The sequence below is a fragment of the Azospirillum griseum genome (assembly GCF_003966125.1).
Lineage (GTDB): Bacteria > Pseudomonadota > Alphaproteobacteria > Azospirillales > Azospirillaceae > Azospirillum > Azospirillum griseum.
This window is the reverse complement of sequence record NZ_RXMA01000043.1, coordinates 1-18,861: the sequence shown is the minus strand read 5'-3', so window position 1 is coordinate 18,861 and position 18,861 is coordinate 1. Positions and strand designations below refer to the sequence as shown.

Here is an 18,861-nt window from a genome sequence, read left to right as displayed (position 1 = left end):
GAGCGCCACGATCATGACGATCCGCGAGGTTCTGTTGTCGGTGGATGGGGTCGAAGCGACCTACAACCACGCCATCCGGGCGCTGTCGGGGGTGAACCTGACCGTGCGGACCGGGGAGATCGTGGCGCTTCTGGGCGCGAACGGGGCGGGCAAGACCACGGCGCTGAAGGCGCTGTGCGGTTTGCTCGCCGCCGAACGCGGCCAGATCACCGCCGGGCGCATCCGCTACGACGGCGAGGACATCGCCCAGCGCAGTCCGGCAGAGCTGGTGCGCGCCGGGCTGGTCCAGGTGCTGGAGGGGCGGCACTGCTTCCGCTCCCTCAGCGTCGAAGACAATCTGATCGTCGGCGGTCAGGCGCGCGGTTGGAGCCGGGCGGCGCTGCGGCGCGAGCTGGAGCGCGTCTACACCCTGTTTCCCCGTTTGCGCGACCGGCGCGGCAGTCTGGCCGGTCTGACCTCCGGCGGGGAACAGCAGATGACCGCCATCGGGCGGGCGCTGATGGCGCGGCCCCGCCTGCTGGTGCTCGACGAACCGTCGATGGGCCTCGCCCCGCTGGTGGTCGAGAGCATCTTCGCCGCCCTGACCGCGCTGAACCGGGACGAGGGCCTGACCCTGCTGGTGGCCGAACAGAACTCCACCGTTGCGCTGCGCCACGCCCACCGTGCCGCCGTTCTGGAGAATGGACGCACGGTGCTGGACGGCGCGGCGGACGCCCTGCGCGACCGTGACGACATCAAGGCGTTTTACCTCGGCGTCGGTCTTGGTGCCGCCGCCTGACCGCCTTCCACACCTCAACGACAAGGAATCACCACCATGAGCGTTGCCGTCCTCGACACCCCCGCCGCTCAGGCCGCCACCCCGCCGGGTGTGCCCGGCCTGCCGCGCCCGCCCACCCCCGCCCACATCATCCGGGACGATGCCGAAGCCATCGCGGTGGCCCAGGCGCTGGCCCGCGACGTCATCGCCGGAGCGGCCAAGCGCGACCGCGAGCGCATCCTGCCGGTGGCGGAGCTGGATGCCTTTTCGCAGAGCGGACTGTGGTCGATCAACGTGCCCAAGGCCTTTGGCGGGCCGGAGGTGTCCTACGCCACCCTGTCCAAGGTGGTGCAGATCGTGGCGGCGGCGGATCCGTCGCTGTCGCAGATCTCGCAAAATCATCTCGGCGTGGTCGCCGCCATCCGCACCGTGTCGGACCTGGCGCAGCAGAGCCTGCTGTTCGGCGAGGTGCTGAAGGGCGTGCGCTTCGGCAACGCCTTTTCCGAGTTCGGGACCAAGCGCGCGGTCGATTTTGCCACCCGCTTCACCGACGGGGGCGACCATGTGGTCGTCAGCGGGCGGAAATTCTACTCCACCGGGGCGCTGCTGGCCCATCTCGTCCCCATCGTCGCGGTGGATGACGAGGGGCGGGCCTGGTACGCCATCGCCGACCGCAACGCCCCCGGCCTGACGGTGATCGACGATTGGTCCGGCTTCGGTCAGCGCACCACCGCCAGCGGCACGGTGATCCTGGACAAGGTCAAGGTGCCGAAAACCCATCTGGTCCCCGGTTACAAGGGCTATGAAACGCCGACCGCTGACGGCGCGATCTTCCAGATCATTCAGGTGGCGGTGGACAACGGCATCGCCGAGGCGGCGATCCGCGACGCCATCGAGTTTGTGCGCACCCGCAGCCGCCCGTGGGTGGACAGCGGGCAGGATCGGGCGTCGGACGATCCCTACACCATCCAGGCGGTGGGCCGTCTGACGCTGCGCCTGCACGCGGCGGAGGCGTTGCAGGACAAGGCCGGGCGCGCGGTGGACGTCGCCGTGGCCAGCCCCAACGCCGACACGGTCGCCGCCGCGCAGTTGGCGGTGGCCGAGGCCAAGATCCTCAGCACCGAAATCGCGCTGGAGGCCAGCAGCACGCTGTTCGAACTGGCGGGCACCCGCTCCACCCTGGCCGACCACAATCTGGATCGCCATTGGCGCAACGCCCGCACCCACACCCTGCACGATCCGGTGCGCTGGAAATACGCCATCCTCGGCAACCACGCCCTGAACGGCGTCAACCCGCCGCTGCACGCCTGGAGCTGACCCAGCGGCCCGACGCCAGCTGCCCTTTGACAGACATGGGGCATCTGGCGTTCGGGGCCCGTGCCGACAACGCGCGTTGACGGCACCGGGGCAAGGTCATTGTGCGTCCGCAGTTCTGCGTGAAAAAGCCACCCGCGTTTGCAGGAGCACCCCCACCGTGCCGGAAACCACCCGTGGGTTGATCAGAGCCGACCACCGGCCAGGGCGGCGCGACCGGCACCGGACAGGATCATGTCGCTTTGGGGCGTATGGACGCGGGCGCACAGCACATCGCGGTGATGGCGTTCCAGCGGGTTGTCGCGCGACAGGCCGGGATTGCCGGTGATCTCCAGCGCCCGCGCCACCGCGTCGATGGCGTTGCTGGTGACGGTGTGTTTGATCAGCAGGCTGTCGCTGGAGGCGGGCGGGGTGCCGCCATCCACCGCCGCCGACAGGGAGCGCAGCAGCACGCGGTTGGTCAGCAGCAGCGCTTCGATGCCGCCCAACGCCTCCTGCAGGCGGGGGACCGTCGCCAGCGACGCCCCGCCCAGAGCGGTCGGTTTGCGGGCGTGCAGGAAGCTGACCAGCCAGTCGCGGGCCGAGCGGGCGATGCCGTCATAGACGCCGCTGAACAGGGTGGCCATCCAGGCGGTGGCGGCCGGATCGGGTGCCGGACAATCGGCGGGCGGGCGCAGCTCTCCGGCGTGATCGTCCGGCACGAAGACGTCCTTGAACACCACCTCGTGGCTTCCGCTGGCGCGCATGCCGATGTGGTTCCAGGTTTCGCGCACCTCGATGCCTTGCGCCGCAAGACCGCTGCCGCGCGGAACCACCCAGATGCCGACCCGGGGTTCGGCCTCGTCGGTGCGCGCCCAGACGCCGAGCCAGGACAGCGCCGGGATGCCGGTGGAGTAAATCTTGGTGCCGGAGATCCGCCAGCCACCCGGGACCTTGCGCGCCACGCTGGCGGGCAGGCCACCACGGTGGGGCGTGCCCAGCTCCGGTTCCACCCGCAGGATGTTGATGAGGCCGCCATCGGTGGCGGCGGAGCGGGCGATGCGCTCGCGCAGGGCTTCCGGCCAGGCGGGGCCGCGATGGAGCTGGCTGTGGATGACGTAATGCAGCACCAGAACCAAGGCGGTGGACGGCTCGCCCCGCGCGATCCCGTTCACCACCGCCAACGCGTCGGTCAGCCCGCCGCCGCCGCCGCCCGCCGAGGGCGGGGCCACCAACGCCAGCAGCCCCGCCACGTGCAACCGGTCGATGTTCTCGAACGGGAAGCTGGCGGCGGCGTCATGCTCGGCGGCGCGCCGCGCGAACGCCGCCGCCAGCGCGGTGATCAGCGACGGATCGGCCAACGACGGATCGGTCAGTGGCGCATCGTCGCTCCCGCCGAAGGGGGCGGCTGCAAGGGACGGGGTGTCGAGGGGCATGGCGGGTGGCTCCGCAGTTGGTGCGCCGGAAGGGCGGGGTCAGTCGAGCAGGTCGGGTTCGGCCGCGACGATCCATTCCCACAGCGGGTGGAAGTTGTACGCACCACCCTGGTGGCTGCCGACCTGCGAGCGGGTCAGCAACGCGGTTTCGTGGTCGATGGGCTGGGGCCGTCCGGCGGCCTCCGCCAGCAATTGGGTGTGGGCGGCGTTGTCGGCGCTGATGAACCACCAGGCCGCCGCCTCCACGCTTGGGCCGACGGTCAGCAGCCCGTGATTCTTCAGGATCGCCAACTTTTTGTCCCCCAGCGACTCCACCAGCCGCTTGCCTTCGCCCTCGGTCAGGACGACGCCGGAATAGGGGTCGAAGATCACCTGATCCTCGTAGAAGGCGGCGGCGTCCTGGCTGAGCGGGGCGAGCGGCAGGCCCAACGCCGACCACGCCTTGCCATAGGTCGAATGGGTGTGGGCGGCGGCGATCACATCGGGCCGCGCCCGATGGATGGCCGAATGGATGGTGAAACCGGCCTGGTTGATGGCGCGGTCGCCGTGGAGGATGGTGCCGTCGCCATCGACCAGATGCAGGTCCGACACCCGGATGGTGCGGAAATGTTGGCCCAGCGGGTTGATCCAAAAGCGGTCGGGATGTTCCGGGTCCCGCGCGGTGACGTGACCGGCCAAGCCCTGATCAAAGCCGTAACGGCCGAACAGGCGGAAGGTGGCGGCGAGCCGCTGCTTGCGGTGCTGCCGCTCCTCTTCCACGCTGGTGTGGCTGACCGGATCGACCGGCGGCCAGAACTTGCGCGGCCTGGGGGAGATGTGGGTCATCGAAACGGACTCCGTCGAGAAAGGGGATCAATAGCCGGTGTCGGCGTCCACCACGTCGCGCAGCGGTTCGCCACGGACATAGGCGTCAAGGTTGGCAAGGACGCGGTCGGCCAGCCGCCGATCGACGTCGGGGCTGGACCATGAGACGTGCGGGGTCAGCCGGATGGCGGGATGTCTGTAGAAGGGATGGCCGGTCGGCAACGGTTCCGGGTCGGTGACGTCCAACGTGGCCCCGGCGATCCGACCGCTGTCGAGGGCGGCGAGCAACCCATCCTGGTCGAGCAGCGCGCCGCGCGCGACGTTGACCAGATGCAGCCCCGGTTTGGCGTGGGCCAGCAGCCCGGCCCCGATCAACCCGTGGGTGGTGGCGGTCAGCGGCAGGGCCAGGACCAGATGGTCGCTGGCCGCCGCCAAATCCTCCAGCCGCTCGAACGGGTCCACACCCGGTTCCGGCTGCGCCCAGCCGGAGCGGCGAACCGCGCCGACCACCAAACCGAAGGCGCGCGCCCGCTCGGCCACCGCCCGGCCGATGGCCCCGAAACCGACCAGACCCAGCCGTTTGCCGGACAGGCTGCCCAGCGTCTCGCGCCGCCAGTCCTCCGGCCCGCGCAGGCGGATGGCGTCCCAACGCTTTTCGAAGGCGAGGATGGCGGTCATCACATAATCGGCGATGGCCTCCGCCGAGACGCCACGGGCGCAGGTGACGGTTCGCCGACCCTCCAGCAGCCAGGGCGGATAGAAATCCATCCCGGTCGAAGCCGATTGGATCCAGCGCAGGCCGTCGCCCCAGCCGTGCGGCGGGGCCGAGGGCGCGGCGTCCCACCCGATCAACGGGCGGGTCAGCAGCACGTCGACCCCGGTCGGCAGGTCCCAGGGGGCACGGCCCGGCTCATGCTCCCACACGGTGGGCCGACTGGGGTGGACGGCGAGGCGCGCGCCCACCACAGGCCCAAGCTGGTTGAGGATCACCGGGGAAGGGATCGCCACCTTGCGGTCACTCCGCCGCGACGGCTTGGGCGCGCTGGCGTTCGGCCACAAGCTGGCGGACGCGGGGCAGCAGGTCCCGGCCATAGGCGATGGCGTCGGGCAGCGGGTCGAAGCCACGGATCAGGAAGGTGGTGACGCCGAGATCGTAATAGTCGAGCAGGGCGTCGGCCACCTGATCCGGGGTGCCGACCAGCGAGGTGGAGTTGCCTTTCGCGCCGGTCAGGCTGGCGATGGCGGTCCACAGGCGCTTGTCGTGGCGATGGCCCTTGTCGGCGATGGCCAGCAAGCGGCGGGCGCCTTCGTTGTTGGGCAGGGGGCCACGGCTGAAGCCGGTCTTGTCGAGCAGCGCCTTGGCCTTTTCATAGATGGCGTCGGCCTTGGCCCAGGCGGCCTCCTCGGTGTCGGCCAGGATCGGGCGCAGCGACAGGCTGAAGGCCGGTTGCGGACGCCCCGCCTTGGCGACGGCGGCGCGCACGCGGGCCAGCAGTTCGCGCACCTGATCGTGGGTTTCGCCCCACACCGCATAGGTGTCGGCATGACGTCCGGCCACCGCGACAGCGGCGTCCGACGCGCCCGCGATCCACACCGGGATGCCCGACGGGTTGTAGGGCTTCACCTGGGAGATCGCCTTTTCGACGTGGTAATATTTGCCCTCATAGTCGAAGGGCGTGTCGCTGGTCCATTCGGCGCGGACGATGTCGAGGAATTCGGAGGTGCGGGCGTAACGGTCGTCCTTGTCCTCCACGACGTTGCCGTCGCGGGCCAGCTCGCTGCGCTCGGCCCCGGTGATGACGTTGATGGCGACGCGGCCACGGCTCAACTGGTCGAGCGTGGCGAATTGGCGGGCCAGGATGGTCGGGGCCTGGAAGCCGGGACGATGGGCGATCAGCACGCCCAACCGGTCGGTGACGCTGGTGATGTGCTGGCTGATCTGGAGGCTGTCGGGCGCGTCGGCGTGGAAGGCTTGCAACACGGAATCGAAGCCGCCCAGCTCGTGCGCTTTGGCCGTCGTCTCGATGTAATCGCGGTCCACCACCGGGCCTTGGCGCGGGATGATCTCCGACGCGTTGTGATTGCCGACGAAGCCGACGAAGCGGAGCGGATGGGCGGCGGTGCTGTGGGTCGCGGTCATGGCGGTGTTCCCCTGTTTTTGGCTGGCGAGGGATGGCGGCGGCGGCTCAGCCGAGCGGACGCGACAGGATGTCGGTGAAGCGGCGGTCGAAGGCTGGGGCGATGTCGATCCGCTTCGGCAGCACGCCCAACTGATGGAAGGTGTCGGCGACGTTCTGGGCCGACGCGACGTCGGCGTCGGTGATGGGGGCCAGATCGCGTTGGCGTGAGTTCTTGCGCAGGATCTCCAGATCGGTGTCGAACGGCACGCCGATGGCGGCGGAATGAACCTTGGCCCACGCCTCCAGATTGGCGGCGCGCCAGGCGAAGGCGCGGCGCAACCGCAGGAAATAATCGCCGATGGCGGCGGACTTGCCCGGATCGGCCAGCGCGTCGGGCGAGGCGAGGTACAGATAGTTGCCCGACAGATAGCCGTTGGAGGTGATCAGCACCCGCGCCCCTTTCTTGATGGCGAAGGGCACCGAATAGCCATAGATCGCCCAGGCATCGAGCGCGCCCTGTTCGAAGGCGGCTTGGCCTTCCGACGGCGTCAGGCTGATCGGCTGGATGTCGGTGAAACGCAGGCCGACCTCGCCCAGCATCTTGGCCAGGTAATAGTGCGTGGTGGTGGCGCGGACATAGCCGACGCGCTTGCCCTTGAGATCGGCCACCGAGCGGATCGGGCTGTCCGGCGGCACCAACACCACCTGCCAGTTCACATCGTCTTTCACGACGGCGACGATGGACAGGCGGGCACCGGCGGCGACGCCGAAGGCGGGCGGGATCTCGCTGCTCGATCCGATGTCGATGGAACCGGCGTTGATCGCCTCGACGATCAGGTTGCCCGAGGCGAATTCGGCGAACCGCGAGCGGTGGGGGGACGGGGCGTTGCCGGACGCGTCCAGCGCCAACCCGTCCAGCGCCTTGTAATCGGCGATGCGCAGAATGGTTTCGGGCGTCGGGCCGGAGGCGGCGTGCGCGGTCAGCGGCAGGCCACCCAGCGCCAGCGTGCCGCAGGCCCCGGCGGCACCGCGCAACAGGGCGCGGCGACCGATGGGGGCGGGGGGATGGCGGAGGAGATCGGTCGTCATGGCGGGTGGGGTCCGTCGGAGGAGAGGATCACAGGCTGGGGGCGGCGGCGGCACCGGCGGGCAGGCCGAAGCCACCCGGCCCCGGAGTTGCCCCGATGGTCCCCGCAGCGCCGGTCGCCGTCCGGGGTTCGGCGGGTTGCGGCTCGCGCGCGGCCAGATGCTCTTCATCGACGCCCAGTTCGGCCAACAGGCGGGACCGCAAGGCGATGAAGCCGGGATCGCCATGGCGGCGCGGGCGGGCGAGCGGGATCGGGATGTCGGCGGCGATCCGGCCATTCGCCATCACCACGGCGCGGTCGGCCAGCAACAGCGCCTCGTCGACGTCGTGCGTCACCAGCAGGACGGCGGGGGCATGGGCGCGCCACAGCGTTTCGACCAGCCCCTGCATGCGCAGCCGGGTCAAGGCGTCCAGCGCGGCGAAAGGCTCGTCGAGCAGCAGCAGGCGCGGTTCGCGGACCAGGGCGCGGGCCAACGCCGCCCGCTGCGCCTCGCCCCCCGACAGGGTCAGCGGCCAGGCGCGGGCGCGGTGGGACAGCCCGACCTCCGCCAACGCGGCAAGACCGCGCTGTTCGGCGTCGGGGTGGCGCAGGCCGAGCGTGACGTTGCGCAGAACCCGCATCCACGGAACCAGTCGCGGTTCCTGGAACACCACCGCGCGCTGCTCCGGCAAATCCACCGCACCCTCCGGCGCCGGATCCAGCCGCGCCAGCGTGCGCAGCAGGGTGGATTTGCCGCAGCCGGACCGGCCGAGCAGGGCGGTGAAGGATCCCGGTTGGAGGTCGAGCGACAGGCCGTCCAGCACATTGCCGCTGCCGAAATTGCGGACGAGGCCACGGACGCTGACGACCGGCTTGGCATCGGACGGGGAGACGGTCGGAGCTTGGGCCTGAACTTGGGTCGGAGTTTGGGTCGGGGTGAGGCTCATGGAGGATCACTCCTTGATGAAGGCGGGGCGCCAGACCAGCGCCGAGCGTTCGATGACGCGGACGATCAGATCGGCGAGAAGGCCAAGGATGGCGTAGACGATCAGGGCGACGATGATCACGTCGGTGCGCAGGAACTCCCGCGCGGTCATCGCCAGATAGCCGATGCCGCTGGAGGCGTTGATCTGCTCCCCCACCACCAGGCTGAGCCAGGCGACGCCGAGCGCGTAGCGCAGCCCGGTCAGGAAGGAGGGCAGGGCACCGGGCAGGATGACCAGGCCGATCAGCTCCCGCCGGGTCAGACCCAGCGTGGAGACCGCCTCCACCACCTTGGCGTCGACGGTGCGGATGCCCGCGAACAGGTTCAGATAGATCGGGAAGGCGGTCCCCAACGCCACCAGGGCGATCTTGGGCGTCTCGCCGATGCCGAACCACAGGATGAACAGCGGGACCAGGGCCAGATGGGGCAAGGTGCGCAGCATCTGCAACAGGGCGTCGAGCGCGTCTTCGCCACGGCGCGACAAACCGGCGATCAGGGCGCAGACCGTGCCGACCGACACGCCGATGGCCAGCCCGGCGCTGACCCGACCGAGCGAGACCAGCAAATGCACCGCCAACTCGCCGCTGACCGTCAGTTCCCAGAAGGCCGTCAGGATTTGGGTGGGGGAGGGGATGGAGCGGGTGGATATCCAGCCCAGCCCGACGCTGATCTGCCACAGCGCCAGCAGCGCCAGCGGCACGGCGCAGCGGCGCAGGCCCGCCGGAAGCGTTGCGGCGCGGGGCTGCTGCGCCGTGGAGTTGGTCGCCGTGCCTTTGGTCGCGGTGACTGCTGTCATGATTCCTCCCGACGCCGTTCGATTTTCGGTGGCTGCGGGTGGAAGAATATCCCTATTCAACAAATAGGAAAAATGAAAAACACAAATTACACTGTTGAGAAAAACTTAAGTAACATAAAAAATACGCTATTTTTGAACGACGGCTTCGGTCAGGAGGCGCGCGAGCGAATCGGACAGGATATCGTGCAGCCGATCGACCGCCGGGGTCGCCGCCGACGGGGCGCGGTGCAGTTCCAGGGGAACCGATCCCAAGGTCGGCAGGCCATGGCCCGGCTCCAGGATCGTCAGCGTGTCGGGCAGGCCGAGCGGCGTGCGGATCGTCACGCCCAGCCCGGCTTCCACCGCCGCCCACAGGCCGGACAGGCTGGGGCTGGTGAAGGTGATGCGCCAGGGGCGTCCGTCGCCGTCCAGCCGCTCGATGCCGTGCTGACGGAACATGCAAGGGGCGTCGAGCAGGGCCAGCGGCACGGGCGTACCCGGATCGGTGCCCGGATCGGCGCGGAAGCCGTCTGCCGCCACCCAGGCGACCGGCAGATGGGCCAGCGTTGCGGCGGCGGTCCCCGGGGGCGCGGCGGCGGGGCCGTCGATCTCGCCGAAGGCCAGGGCAAGATCAAGCGTGCCCTGCGCCACCCGCGCGCGCAGGTCACGGCCACGGCCGACCTGGGCCTCGACATGGATGCGGGGATGGGTGCGGTGGAAGGAGCCGAGAACGGCGGGGAGCCAGCGTTCCGCCAAATCCTGGGGAAAGCCGACCCGCACCGTGCCATCCATCGCCCGGCCGCGCGCGGCCGACAGCGCCTCGTCGTTCAGGGCGACGAGGCGGCGGGCGTAGCCCAGCAGCAGGTCGCCCGCGTCGGTCAACGCCACCGTGCGGCCGACCTTGCGGAACAGCGGCTGACCGACCTGCTCCTCCAGCTTCTTCATCTGAAGGCTGATGGCCGACTGGGTCCGGCCGAGCCGTTCGGCGGCGCGGGCGAACCCGCCATGCTCCATGGCGATCACCAGCGCCCGCAGCACGTCCATGTCGAGGTTGGTCGGAAGCAACGCCATCGTTGTCGTCCTCGGGCCGCGTCCGCGCCGTCAGGCTGGCAACGCGCTGTTGAAGCCGGGATCGAAGATCGCCGCCGCGTCCAGCCGTTTCGGGATGATGCCGAACTCCCGCCAGACATCGGCGGTCGCCTGCTGGTCGGCGATGACCGAGGCGTCGAGGGCGACCGGTCGCGCCCGTTCGACGCCGAAGGTGTGGCGGGCGATGGCCGGATCGATGCCGACCGTCTTGGCCCAGATCCCGGCGTAGGCGTCGCTGTTCTCCAGCGCCCACAGCCGGGCGGTGGCGAAGCGGCGGAGCAGGTCGGTCAACGCCGCGCGCTTGGTGGCGATCGCCTCCAGCGTGGCGGATTGGTAGGACAGGCCGCTCATCAACCCTGATCCGGTGATGACCGCGCGGGCACCGTCGACCAGAAGCGCTTGCGACACATAGATGCCCCAGCTCGACCAGGCGTCGATGGAGCCGGCGGCCAGCGCCGACTTGGCGTCCGACGGCAGCAGGAAGGCGAGCTTCACGTCGTCCGGCTTCAGGCCGTTGGCCTTCAGCGCCGCCAGCACAAGATAATGGCCGATGGAGCCGCGCCCGGTGCCGATGGTCTTGCCCTTCAGGTCGGCGACGCTGCGGATCGGCGACGCCCCCGGCACCAGGATGGTGGTGCTCTGCGGGTTGGAGCGGACCGCGCCGATGATCTTGGCCGACGCACCGGCGGCCAGCGCGAAGGTGGTCGGCGCGTCACCGGCGTAGCCGACCTCGATGGCCCCGGCGTTCAGCGCCTCCAACAGCGGGGCGGCGGCGGGGAACTGGCTCCATTCGATGCGATAGGGCAGGTCGGACAGAAGCCCGGCGGCCTCGATCACCGATTGGACGCCGCCCTTCTGGTCGCCGACCTTCAGCACGGTGCCGGGGGGAATGGCCGCCCGCGCCAGCCCCAGGGGGAGGAGTCCGGCGGTGCCGAGACCGAAACCAAGGCCCAGGCCAAGCCCGAGAGCGCGGCGGCGCGACAGCGGCGGGAGCGAGGAGGGAAAGGGTGGCATGGGGGTCTCCGTCAAATGACGTGGAAATTGTGCGCGCCATCGCGCTGGAGTTGGGCGACCAGTTCCAGTTCCCAATCAATGTAGCCTTGCATGGCGGCGGCGCTGTTGTCGGTCCCCTCATAGGGGCGCTTGTAGACGTCGTCGGGTTCGTCCCCCAACCGATCGAGCGTGGTGCTGAGGGGAAGTCCGGCGGCGACCCACCCCTGGGTGCCGCCTTCCAGCAGCAGCGGGCGAAGCTCCTCGGGAAAATCAGCGGCCTGGAAATCGGCGGCGGCGTAGCGGGCCAGCGTGCCGTCGCCGCAGGTCAGCACCGGCCGCACGCCCTTGGGCAGTTTGGCGATGAGTCCGGCCAGTCGGGCACGGGTGGAGAAATACGCTCCCGGAACATGACCGGCGCGGTAGCGCGGGCTGCGGGTGAGGTCGATCACCGCCGCCTCACCATTCTCCAACAGCGCCAGCAGGTCGCGCGGCGCGATGGTCCCCGCTTCCACCTCCGGCGGCGGCGGCAGGCGGCGGCGGTCGGGACCGCTCTCGCGGCCCAGGCTGGAGACGTCGCCCTCCAGCACATGCACCTCCCAGCCAAGCTGGGCGAGCCAGGAGGCGGTCATGTCGGCGCGCGGACCGCCGCCCCCGGCCGGATCGTCGGCCAGCACGATGCGGGCACCGCGCACCGCGACATGCTCGTCGGTCGCCTGGACCAGCTGGCCGCCCGCAGCGTGGCGGAAGCCGGGCAGATGGCCCGCCTCATACTCCTCCGGCGTGCGCACGTCGAGCAGGTGGAGCGTCCGCCGCTCGTCGCCGCGCAGGCGGTCCAGCCCCGCCGGATCAATCCGCCGGACGTCCGCCCGGTCGGCCACCGCCCGCGCCCGCCGCCGCCCGGCGGCGTCGCCCTCGGCCGACAGGGTGGCGGGGAACCGTCCCTCGCGCCCACGGTCCAGCGTCAACCCGGCCAGGGTCCAGCCGATGGTTCCGTTGCGCAGGGCGGCGACCCGGTTGGGAATCCCGGCGTTGACCAGCGATTGGGTGCCGATGATCGAACGGGTGCGGCCCGCGCAATTCACCACCACCAGCGTGTCCGGGTTGGGGGCGATGTCGTGGACGCGCTTGACCAGCTCCGCCCCCGGCACGCTGATGCCGCCGGGGATCGACATGGTGCGGTATTCCTCGAACCGGCGGGCGTCGAGGATGACCAGATCGCTCCCGGCGTCGATCAGCGCCTTGACCTCCGCCGCTGGCAGGGAGGGGGTGTGACGGTGATGCTCCACCCACTCGCCAAAGGCTTTGCTGGGGACATTCACGTCGCGGTAGACCTCGAACCCGGCGGCGATCCAGCCCGCCAGCCCGCCCTCCAGCAGCGTCACGTCGCGGAAACCCAGAGCCTGCAGGCGGCGGGCGGTCGGCTCGGCATAGCCCTCGCCGTCGTCATAGACGGTGATCGGCGCGTCGCGGCGCGGCAGCAGGTCGTAGGCCAGCAGCTCCACCCGGCTGAGCGGAACGGAGACGGCGAACAGCGGGTGGGCCAGCGAATAGGGGCCTTCCTCCCGCGCGTCGAGCAACGCGACCTCGTCGCGCTCGATCCAGGCGCGGCGGATGTCGGCGGGGCGGCGGGTGGCCAGGGGAGCGCCAAAAGAAGCTGCGGCGGTCATGGGATCCTCAGGCGGCGTGGGGGACGGGCTGCGAACGGTCCCACAGGTTGGGCAGGGCGGTGTTGGCGTAGCCGGAGATGAACAGCTTGCGCTGTCCGGTCAACGGATCGAAGACCGAGCGGCGGACAGCACCGATGTTGCCGCCATAGACGTGGATGCTGATGGACGGCCGGTCAGGCAACGCGTTGGCGATGGCGTGGACGTCGCCGATGCGCGGCGACACCGCCTCCACCGTCCCCGCCTCCAGGAGTTCGGACGGGGAGGCGACGGGCGGGCCGCCCGCCTCCTGAAGATCGTAGCGTTGGGAGCGTTCCGCCCCGCGCAGGACGCCGACAAGGCCCCAAACCGTGTGGTCGTGGATCGGCGTCCGCTGCCCCGGTCCCCAGACGAAGCTGACGACGGAGAAGCGCTCATACGGGTCGCAATGCAGCAGATATTGCCGGTAATGCACCGGATCGGGTTGGGCATAGGCGTCGGGCAGCCAATCGTCGGTGGCGATCAGGTCGGCCAGCAGGGCACGACCGGCGTCCAGAATGGTGGGTTCGTCGCCGCTGTGCCGCTCCACCAGACGGGTGAAGTCGGCGATGAAGCCGCGCAGGCGCGGCAGGTTGGGGGGCGAGGGACTGTTGTCGGGCATGGCCGGGGTGTCCTTACCAGGTCTCGGCCAGGCCGAGCGGTTCGAGAAGGCGGATCACAGGACGGCTCCTGTCTGAGGATCCTGTTTGGGGACAGGACCGCGCGGCCCCTGGGCAAACCATCATCGCTGCGGCGCGCAGGGGTGTTCCGTGGAGTGCGGTTCAGCGGATCGTCGGTGTTGAACGCGGCGACGATGTTAAAATGTCGAATTGCCTATAGCAAAATAGGAAAAAGGCGGAGCGTCAAGCCCCAGCGTGGGGAAGGCCCATTTTTCTTGCGGGTGCAACCGGTGCCCGGCCTGCGCATTGCCATGCGGCTGCGCCCCCCGTGCAGCGGCGATCGGTGCGCAGCGTGATAAAAACCTATAATCACATATTTTTGTAGACAATGTTTGACTCAAAAAACACATTCGTCCAACATTGTGGAGGTTGATTTACGCCAAAACCAATTTGTGAAATTTGAAGGGGACGCCTTCATGACGCCGCACCGCCATCCGACGCCCGCTTCCCGTTCGGCGCGCCTGCGCCGCCTTGCCACCGCGCTTGCGGGGGCGGCCTGCCTTGTCCTGACCACAGCGCTGCCCGCAGCGGCGGAGGGGACCATCCGCATCGCCGAGCAGTTCGGCTTGGGCTATCTGCCCTTGCAGATCCTGCGCGACCGCAACCTGATCGAACAGCACGGCAAGGCCCAGGGCATCGATGTGAAGGTCGAATGGGCGCAATTGTCGGGCGGGGCGGCGATGAACGACGCGCTGCTGTCGGACAGCATCGATCTGGCGGCGGGCGGGGTTGGGCCGCTGCTGACCGTGTGGGACCGCACCAAGGGCAGCGCCAACGTGCGCGCCATCGCGGCGTTGAACAGCCTGCCCGCCTTCCTGACCACCAACAACCCGGCGGTGCGCAGCCTGAAGGACTTCACCGACAAGGACCGCATCGCGCTTCCGGCGGTGAAGGTCAGCGTCCAGGCGCGCATTCTGCAAATCGCCGCCGAACAGGCGTTTGGCGCGGGCAAGCATGACGCGTTGGACCGGCTGACGGTGGCGTTGCCCCACCCGGACGCCACGGCCGCGCTGCTGTCGGGGGCGTCGGAGATCACCGGACACCTGTCCAGCCCGCCCTTCCAGTATCTTCAGCTCAAGGATCCCAAGATCCACAAGGTGTTCAGCTCCTACGACGTGCTGGGCGGGCCGCACACGGCCAATCTGGTCTGGGCCAAGGAGTCCTTCCGCACCCAAAATCCGAAGACCTACCGCGCCTTCCTGGATGCGCTGGCCGAGGCGGTGGCCCTGATCCAGCGCAATCCCGAGGCCGCCGTTGACGCCTATCGCGCGCAGAACAAGGGGGATCTGGACCGGGATTTCGTGCTGTCGCTGCTGAAGGATCCCGACATCCGTTACACCCTGGCCCCGGAGCGGGTCGAACAGTTCGCCAGCTTCATGCACAAGGTCGGGGCGATCCGCAACAAACCGGCGTCGTGGAAGGATGTTTTCTTCCCCGACCTGCACGGCGAAGCGGGGAGCTGATCCGATGAACGCCCTGTTCAGCCCCACAACGCTGCGCGACGCGGCGACCGCCGCGCCAAACGCTCTGGCGTCGTCCGAGGTGCCTCTGTTGGACGTGTCGGGCGTCACCGTGCAGTACAAGACGCGCGCCCATCTGGTCACGGCCTGCCACCGGGTGGACTTCCAGCTTTACAAGGGGGAACGCTACGTCCTGCTGGGGCCGAGCGGTTGCGGCAAATCCTCCCTGCTGAAGGCGGTCGGCGGCTTCCTCCCGCCGGTGGAGGGAAGCATCCGGTTGAACGGCCAGCCGGTGACGCGGCCCGGCCCCGACCGCATGATGGTGTTTCAGGAGTTCGACCAGCTCCCGCCCTGGAAGACGGTCAAGCAGAACGTCATGTTCCCGCTGCTGGCCAGCGGCAAGGCGACGCGGCGGCAGGCGGAGGAGCGAGCCTTGGCCGCCATCGCCACCGTCAATCTGTCGGGTTTCGCCGACGCCCACCCGCACACGCTGTCGGGCGGGATGAAGCAGCGCGTCGCCATCGCCCGCGCCCTGGCGATGGAGCCGGACATCCTGTTGATGGACGAACCCTTTGCCGCGCTGGACGCGCTGACCCGCCGCAAGATGCAGGATGAACTGCTGCAATTGTGGGACACGCTGGGCTTCACCATGCTGTTCGTCACCCATTCGATTGAAGAGGCGCTGGTGGTCGGCACCCGCATCCTGGTGCTGTCGCCCCATCCGGGCCGGGTGAAGGCGGAAATCAACTGCCACGCGTTCGACCGCGCCTCGGCGGGCAGCCCGGACTTCCAGGCGGTGGCGCAGCGGATCCACGCTCTGCTGTTCGCCGACGCGGTGGAACAGCCGGTAGCCGGAGGGGCGTCATGACCGACCTGTCCCTTGCCAACGCTGCGGTCGCGCCGTCTCGCCGCGCCAACCCGCCGGTGCGGCCGGAGGTTGAACGCGCCGTGTCCGCCGCCGGGGTGATCGGCGACGCCGCCCGCCCGCTGTCGCTGTGGGAACGGCTGACCGGGGTCGCGCTGCTGCGCCGTCTGGTCCTGCTGGTGGCGGTCGCCGCGCTGTGGCAGGGGGCCGCCCTGTGGCAGAACAACCCGTTGATGTTCCCCACCTTCACCGCCATGGCCTCGGCCCTGGTGGAGGCGGTGTTGCGCGACGATCTGCTGACGATGGCCTGGGTGTCGTTGTCGGTGCTGCTGAAGGGCTACGCCATCGCCGTCGCGCTGGCGGTGGCGCTGACCACGCTCGCCGTGTCCACCCGGATCGGCGACGATCTGCTGTCCACCCTGACCTCCATGTTCAACCCGCTGCCCGCCATCGCGCTGTTGCCGTTGGCGATGCTGTGGTTCGGGTTGGGATCGATCAGCCTGACCTTTGTTCTGGTCCACGCCGTGCTGTGGCCGCTGGCGCTGAACACCCACGCCGGATTCACGGCGGTGTCGGACACGCTGCGCATGGCCGGACGCAATTACGGCCTGACCGGGCCGCGTTATGTCCTGACCCTGCTGATTCCCGCCGCCTTTCCCACCATCCTGACCGGGTTGAAAGTGGGGTGGGCCTTCGCCTGGCGCACGCTGATCGCGGCGGAGCTGGTGTTCGGCGTGTCGTCGGGCAAGGGCGGGTTGGGCTGGTTCATCTTCCAGAACCGCAACGAGCTTTACACCGACAAGGTTTTCGCCGGGCTGGCCGCCGTCATTCTGATTGGGCTGCTGGTTGAGAATCTTGTTTTCCGATGGATTGAGGCCCGCACCGTGCGCGCCTGGGGAATGGTTCGCTGACATCATGAGCGCAGTTCGTTTTGACGCCAATCTGAACACCGAACGCCCGACCTTCGTCACGCATCTGGAATGCGGGCTGACCGGCGAACGCTATGAGGCCGACACGGTCCACAACCTGTCCCGCGCGGGCAGGCCGCTGCTGGTCCGCTACGACCTCGACGGGGTCAGGCGGACGTTGACCAAGGAGGCGCTGGCCGCCCGCCCGCTGGATCTGTGGCGCTACCGCGAATTGCTGCCGGTGCGGCGGGTCGCGGACATCGTCAGCCTGGGCGAGGCGGTGACTCCGCTGGTCCCGCTGCCGCGCCTGTCCGCCCGCTTGGGCGGCGGCGAACTGCTGGTGAAGGACGAGGGCCGCTTGCCCACCGGGTCGTTCAAGGCGCGCGGTCTGGTGATGGCGGTGTCGATGGCCAAGGCGTTCGGCCTGCCGCATCTGGCCATGCCGACCAACGGCAACGCCGGGGCGGCGCTGGCGGCCTACGCCAGCCGGGCGGGCATCCGCGCCACCGTTTTCTGCCCCGCCGACACGCCCGAGGTGAACGTGTCGGAGATCGAGGCGCAGGGGGCCGCCGTCCACCGGGTCAACGGCCTGATCGACGATTGCGGCAAGATCGTCGGCCAGGGCAAGGCGGAGGTCGGTTGGTTCGACGTGTCCACCCTGAAGGAACCCTATCGCATCGAAGGCAAGAAGACGATGGGGCTGGAGCTGGCCGAACAGCTGGGGTGGGACCTGCCCGACGTCATCTTCTACCCCACCGGCGGCGGCACCGGCCTGATCGGCATGTGGAAGGCCTTCGCCGAGTTGGAGGCCATCGGCTTCATCGGCGCCAAGCGCCCGCGCATGGTCGCGGTGCAGGCGGCGGGCTGCGCCCCGATGGTGCGCGCCTGGGAAGCGGGGGAGGAGCACGCGCCGCGCTGGGAGGACGCCCACACGCTGGCCTCCGGCATCCGCGTGCCGCAGGCGGTGGGCGATTTCCTGATCCTGCGCGCGGTGCGCGAAAGCGGCGGCTTCGCCATCGCCGTAACCGACGACGCCATCCAAGCGGCCTTGGACGAGGCGGCGCGGGAGGAAGGCTTCCTGCTCTGCCCGGAAGGGGCGGCGACCTACGCCGCCTACAAGCAGGCGCTGGCCGACGGGCGGGTTGGCCGGGACGAACGCGCGGTGCTGTTCAACTGCGCCACCGGCCTGAAATACCCGTTGCCGCCGGTGTCCCGCGCCCTGGACCGTCACCAGCCGATTGACTGGGCGTCCTTCCGGTGAGGCCGCTGCGTGCAAAGATGCGGCTCCAACCGATTCAGGGACCCGTCTGATGACCGCGACCTATCGCATCGACCGCCTCGTCGCCACGCTCGACGCCATCCTGCGCCGCTCCGGCAGCGACCCGGTGGAGGCGGCGACCGTCGCCGCCAATCTGGTGGACGCCGACGCCAAGGGGCACGCCAGCCACGGCGTGTGCCAGATCGCCGTCTACCGGAACAGTCTGGAGCGCGGCCATCTCACCCCCAACCGGCACGCCCGCGTGTTGCGCGACGCGCCGCCCTTTGTGCTGGTGGACGGCGATTGCGGCTATGGTCAGGTGATCGCGCGGGAGGCCACGGATCTCGCCATCGACCGCGCCCGGACGGGGAGCGGGGCGACCATTCTGGCGCTGCGCAACGCCCACCACATCGGACGGGTCGGGGCCTATGGCGAGCAATGCATCGCCGCCGGGCTGATCGGCATCTTCTTCGTCAACGTGGCCAGCCGCCCGCTGGCGGCCCCCCACGGCGGGGCGCGGCCACGCCTGGGCACCAACCCGATCTGCGTCGCGGTGCCGGGCACGCCGGGACACCCGCCCTTGCTGCTGGATTTCGCCACCAGGAATCACGCCAAATTAAGTACGTTGTTTTCCGCCCGGGGAGCGATGGTGTAGTTCCACTCTGGATGGAAGTCGTTTGGGGTTATCC

17 protein-coding genes and 1 pseudogene are annotated in these 18,861 nt (G+C 69.4%); 7 read left to right on the top strand and 11 right to left on the bottom strand.

The window, feature by feature from the left end:
• Nucleotides 1-13: 13 nt before the first annotated feature.
• Nucleotides 14-778: an ABC transporter ATP-binding protein gene (locus EJ903_RS24395; RefSeq protein WP_126620405.1), complete on the top strand. Its 765-nt coding sequence runs from the start codon at nucleotides 14-16 to the stop codon at nucleotides 776-778.
• A 36-nt stretch (nucleotides 779-814) separates the two neighbouring features.
• Entirely contained in the window at nucleotides 815-2,074 is a 1,260-nt protein-coding gene (locus tag EJ903_RS24390) for an SfnB family sulfur acquisition oxidoreductase (protein WP_126620403.1), read from the top strand.
• Nucleotides 2,075-2,256: 182 nt separating this feature from the next.
• Here the strand turns inward: EJ903_RS24390 and EJ903_RS24385 are convergent, their stop codons facing one another.
• The 11 genes from EJ903_RS24385 to EJ903_RS24335 form a co-directional block, all read right to left on the bottom strand.
• Complete coding sequence (locus EJ903_RS24385) at nucleotides 2,257-3,486, bottom strand: acyl-CoA dehydrogenase family protein (RefSeq protein WP_126620401.1); 1,230 nt, start codon at nucleotides 3,484-3,486, stop codon at nucleotides 2,257-2,259.
• A gap of 39 nt (nucleotides 3,487-3,525) precedes the next feature.
• On the bottom strand, nucleotides 3,526-4,311 hold the full coding sequence (locus EJ903_RS24380) for a class II aldolase/adducin family protein (protein WP_126620399.1): 786 nt from the start codon (nucleotides 4,309-4,311) through the stop codon (nucleotides 3,526-3,528).
• 27 nt (nucleotides 4,312-4,338) lie between these two features.
• Nucleotides 4,339-5,298 carry a D-isomer specific 2-hydroxyacid dehydrogenase family protein gene (locus EJ903_RS24375; protein ID WP_126620397.1) on the bottom strand — a complete coding sequence of 320 codons (960 nt, stop codon included), beginning with the start codon at nucleotides 5,296-5,298 and terminating at the stop codon, nucleotides 4,339-4,341.
• Nucleotides 5,299-5,305: 7 nt separating this feature from the next.
• Nucleotides 5,306-6,430 carry an LLM class flavin-dependent oxidoreductase gene (locus tag EJ903_RS24370; protein WP_126620395.1) on the bottom strand — a complete coding sequence of 375 codons (1,125 nt, stop codon included), beginning with the start codon at nucleotides 6,428-6,430 and terminating at the stop codon, nucleotides 5,306-5,308.
• Nucleotides 6,431-6,476: 46 nt separating this feature from the next.
• A complete protein-coding gene (locus tag EJ903_RS24365; protein ID WP_126620393.1) occupies nucleotides 6,477-7,499 on the bottom strand; it encodes an ABC transporter substrate-binding protein in 1,023 nt (340 codons plus the stop codon).
• A 28-nt stretch (nucleotides 7,500-7,527) separates the two neighbouring features.
• Entirely contained in the window at nucleotides 7,528-8,424 is an 897-nt protein-coding gene (locus tag EJ903_RS24360) for an ABC transporter ATP-binding protein (RefSeq protein ID WP_126620391.1), read from the bottom strand.
• Between the two features lie 6 nt (nucleotides 8,425-8,430).
• The gene (locus tag EJ903_RS24355; RefSeq protein ID WP_126620389.1) at nucleotides 8,431-9,258 is read right to left on the bottom strand and encodes an ABC transporter permease subunit; all 828 of its coding nucleotides are present in this window, start codon (nucleotides 9,256-9,258) and stop codon (nucleotides 8,431-8,433) included.
• 126 nt (nucleotides 9,259-9,384) lie between these two features.
• A complete protein-coding gene (locus EJ903_RS24350) occupies nucleotides 9,385-10,308 on the bottom strand; it encodes a LysR substrate-binding domain-containing protein (RefSeq protein ID WP_126620387.1) in 924 nt (307 codons plus the stop codon).
• Nucleotides 10,309-10,338: 30 nt separating this feature from the next.
• The gene (locus EJ903_RS24345) at nucleotides 10,339-11,340 is read right to left on the bottom strand and encodes an ABC transporter substrate-binding protein (protein WP_126620385.1); all 1,002 of its coding nucleotides are present in this window, start codon (nucleotides 11,338-11,340) and stop codon (nucleotides 10,339-10,341) included.
• Between the two features lie 11 nt (nucleotides 11,341-11,351).
• Nucleotides 11,352-12,986: a rhodanese-like domain-containing protein gene (locus EJ903_RS24340; RefSeq protein WP_126620383.1), complete on the bottom strand. Its 1,635-nt coding sequence runs from the start codon at nucleotides 12,984-12,986 to the stop codon at nucleotides 11,352-11,354.
• A 7-nt stretch (nucleotides 12,987-12,993) separates the two neighbouring features.
• The gene (locus EJ903_RS24335) at nucleotides 12,994-13,623 is read right to left on the bottom strand and encodes a cysteine dioxygenase family protein (RefSeq protein WP_126620381.1); all 630 of its coding nucleotides are present in this window, start codon (nucleotides 13,621-13,623) and stop codon (nucleotides 12,994-12,996) included.
• Between the two features lie 474 nt (nucleotides 13,624-14,097).
• Between EJ903_RS24335 and EJ903_RS24330 the strand changes: the two genes are divergently transcribed.
• The 5 genes and pseudogenes from EJ903_RS24330 to EJ903_RS24310 form a co-directional block, all read left to right on the top strand.
• On the top strand, nucleotides 14,098-15,144 hold the full coding sequence (locus EJ903_RS24330; protein WP_126620378.1) for an ABC transporter substrate-binding protein: 1,047 nt from the start codon (nucleotides 14,098-14,100) through the stop codon (nucleotides 15,142-15,144).
• Nucleotides 15,145-15,148: 4 nt separating this feature from the next.
• Complete coding sequence (locus EJ903_RS24325; protein ID WP_126620376.1) at nucleotides 15,149-16,009, top strand: ABC transporter ATP-binding protein; 861 nt, start codon at nucleotides 15,149-15,151, stop codon at nucleotides 16,007-16,009.
• On the top strand, nucleotides 16,006-16,917 hold the full coding sequence (locus tag EJ903_RS24320; RefSeq protein WP_126620374.1) for an ABC transporter permease: 912 nt from the start codon (nucleotides 16,006-16,008) through the stop codon (nucleotides 16,915-16,917). Before EJ903_RS24325 ends, EJ903_RS24320 begins: the two co-directional genes overlap by 4 nt.
• Nucleotides 16,918-16,921: 4 nt before the next feature.
• Nucleotides 16,922-18,175: a threonine synthase gene (locus EJ903_RS24315; protein WP_126620372.1), complete on the top strand. Its 1,254-nt coding sequence runs from the start codon at nucleotides 16,922-16,924 to the stop codon at nucleotides 18,173-18,175.
• Nucleotides 18,176-18,224: 49 nt separating this feature from the next.
• Nucleotides 18,225-18,761 (top strand): annotated as a pseudogene (locus EJ903_RS24310) (Ldh family oxidoreductase); the annotation flags it as partial.
• Between the last annotated feature and the right edge of the window lie 100 nt (nucleotides 18,762-18,861).